Source organism: Mesorhizobium sp., assembly GCF_024509055.1.
Taxonomy (GTDB): domain Bacteria; phylum Pseudomonadota; class Alphaproteobacteria; order Rhizobiales; family Rhizobiaceae; genus Mesorhizobium.
In genome coordinates this window covers 1-1,680 of sequence record NZ_JANINM010000338.1, presented here as the reverse complement: position 1 = coordinate 1,680, position 1,680 = coordinate 1, and the positions used below count along the sequence as shown (strand labels likewise).

2 protein-coding genes are annotated in these 1,680 nt (G+C 65.8%); both read left to right on the top strand.

Annotated features, from left to right (window positions below):
* A partial coding sequence (locus Q0L57_RS14560) for an ATP-binding cassette domain-containing protein (protein WP_296743712.1) occupies positions 1–1,202 on the top strand: 1,202 nt, incomplete at its 5' end.
* The coding region (locus tag Q0L57_RS14555; RefSeq protein WP_296743710.1) for an ABC transporter ATP-binding protein at positions 1,202–1,680 on the top strand (479 nt) is incomplete at its 3' end. The genes Q0L57_RS14560 and Q0L57_RS14555, both read left to right, overlap by 1 nt.

The window sequence follows — 1,680 nt, the reverse complement described above, 5'->3', positions numbered from 1 at the left end:
AGGTGGCGCGCACCTTCCAGAACATCCGCCTGTTCTCGGGCATGACGCTGCTGGAGAACCTGCTCGTCGCGCAGCACAACAAGCTGATGAAGGCATCCGGTTACACCTTCCTCGGTCTGTTCGGCGTTCCGAGCTATCGCCAGGCGTCGGCGGAGTCGATCGAGCTTGCCAAGCACTGGCTGGAGAAGGCCGATCTCGTCGACCGCGCCGACGACCCGGCCGGCGACCTGCCCTATGGCGCGCAGCGGCGACTGGAGATCGCGCGCGCCATGTGCACGGGGCCGGAGCTTCTGTGCCTCGACGAGCCGGCAGCCGGCCTCAACCCGAAGGAATCGGCCGCGCTCAACGAGCTCTTGATGGACATCAAGAACAACACCGGCACGTCGATCCTGCTCATCGAACACGACATGTCGGTGGTCATGCAGATCTCCGACCATGTCGTCGTGCTTGAATATGGCCGCAAGATCTCCGACGGCAATCCGCAGTCGGTGAGAACCGATCCGCGCGTCATCGCCGCCTATCTCGGTGTCGACGACGAGGAAGTGCAAGAAGTGCTCACCGAAGTCGGCGACGAGGACGTGATCGAACAGCTCGATACCGGCCCTGATGCCGCGCATGGTCCTGGCTCATCGTCTTCCTTTTTCGCCGGGCCGGTGACCGACACCGTCGAACACGCGGACCAGGGCGAACGGGTCACGGTATCGAAAGGCGCCTCGAAGGCCGCCCAGGTGGATGCGCGTGCCGCATCGGTGGCCAGCAAGCCTGTCGCGCCGCCGCGCACCACGCCTGCCAAACCGGCGACAAAGGCCGGCGCGGCCAGGAAACCAGCCGCCAAGGCGCCGGCGGCGAAGGCCGGTGGCGTTTCCAACCGCCTCGACGCCCCTCGCGGCGGCAAGGCCGACAACCTGACCCGCATCAAGGGCATCGGTACGGTCAACGAGAAGAAGCTGAACGAGCACGGCATCTTCCATTTCGACCAGATCGCCGCCTGGAAGAAGGCCGATGTGGAGGCCGCCGAAACCTATCTGGCCTTCGACGGGCGCATAACGCGCGAAGACTGGGTCGGCCAGGCAAAGCTGCTCGCCACGGGCAAGGAGACGGAATTCTCGCGCCGTGTCGACGCCGGAAAGGTCGAGACCAGCCATCCCTCACGGGGGACAGCGGCCAAACCCGCCGCGGACAAGCGCGGAGGGCGTAAATAATGGCCGGTGCAACGCTGCTCGATATCAAGGGCGTCCAGACCTACTACGGCAACATCCGGGCGCTGAACGGCGTCGACGTCAGCGTCAACCAGGGCGAGATCGTGGCGCTGATCGGCGCCAACGGCGCCGGCAAGTCGACGCTGATGATGACCATCTTCGGCGCGCCGCGCGCCCGCGTGGGCTCAATCACCTTCGCCGGCACCGACATCACGCAGATGCCGACGCACGAGATCGCGCGGCTGCGCATCGCCCAGTCGCCCGAGGGACGTCGCATCTTTCCGCGCATGACTGTGATGGAAAACCTGCAGATGGGCGCCAGCCTCGACAACCTCAAGCACTATGACGAGGACGTCGAGAAGGTGTTCACGCTGTTCCCGCGGCTGAAGGAGCGCATCGCCCAGCGCGGCGGCACGCTGTCGGGCGGCGAGCAGCAGATGCTGTCGATCGGGCGCGCGCTGATGGCGCGGCCGAAGCTGCT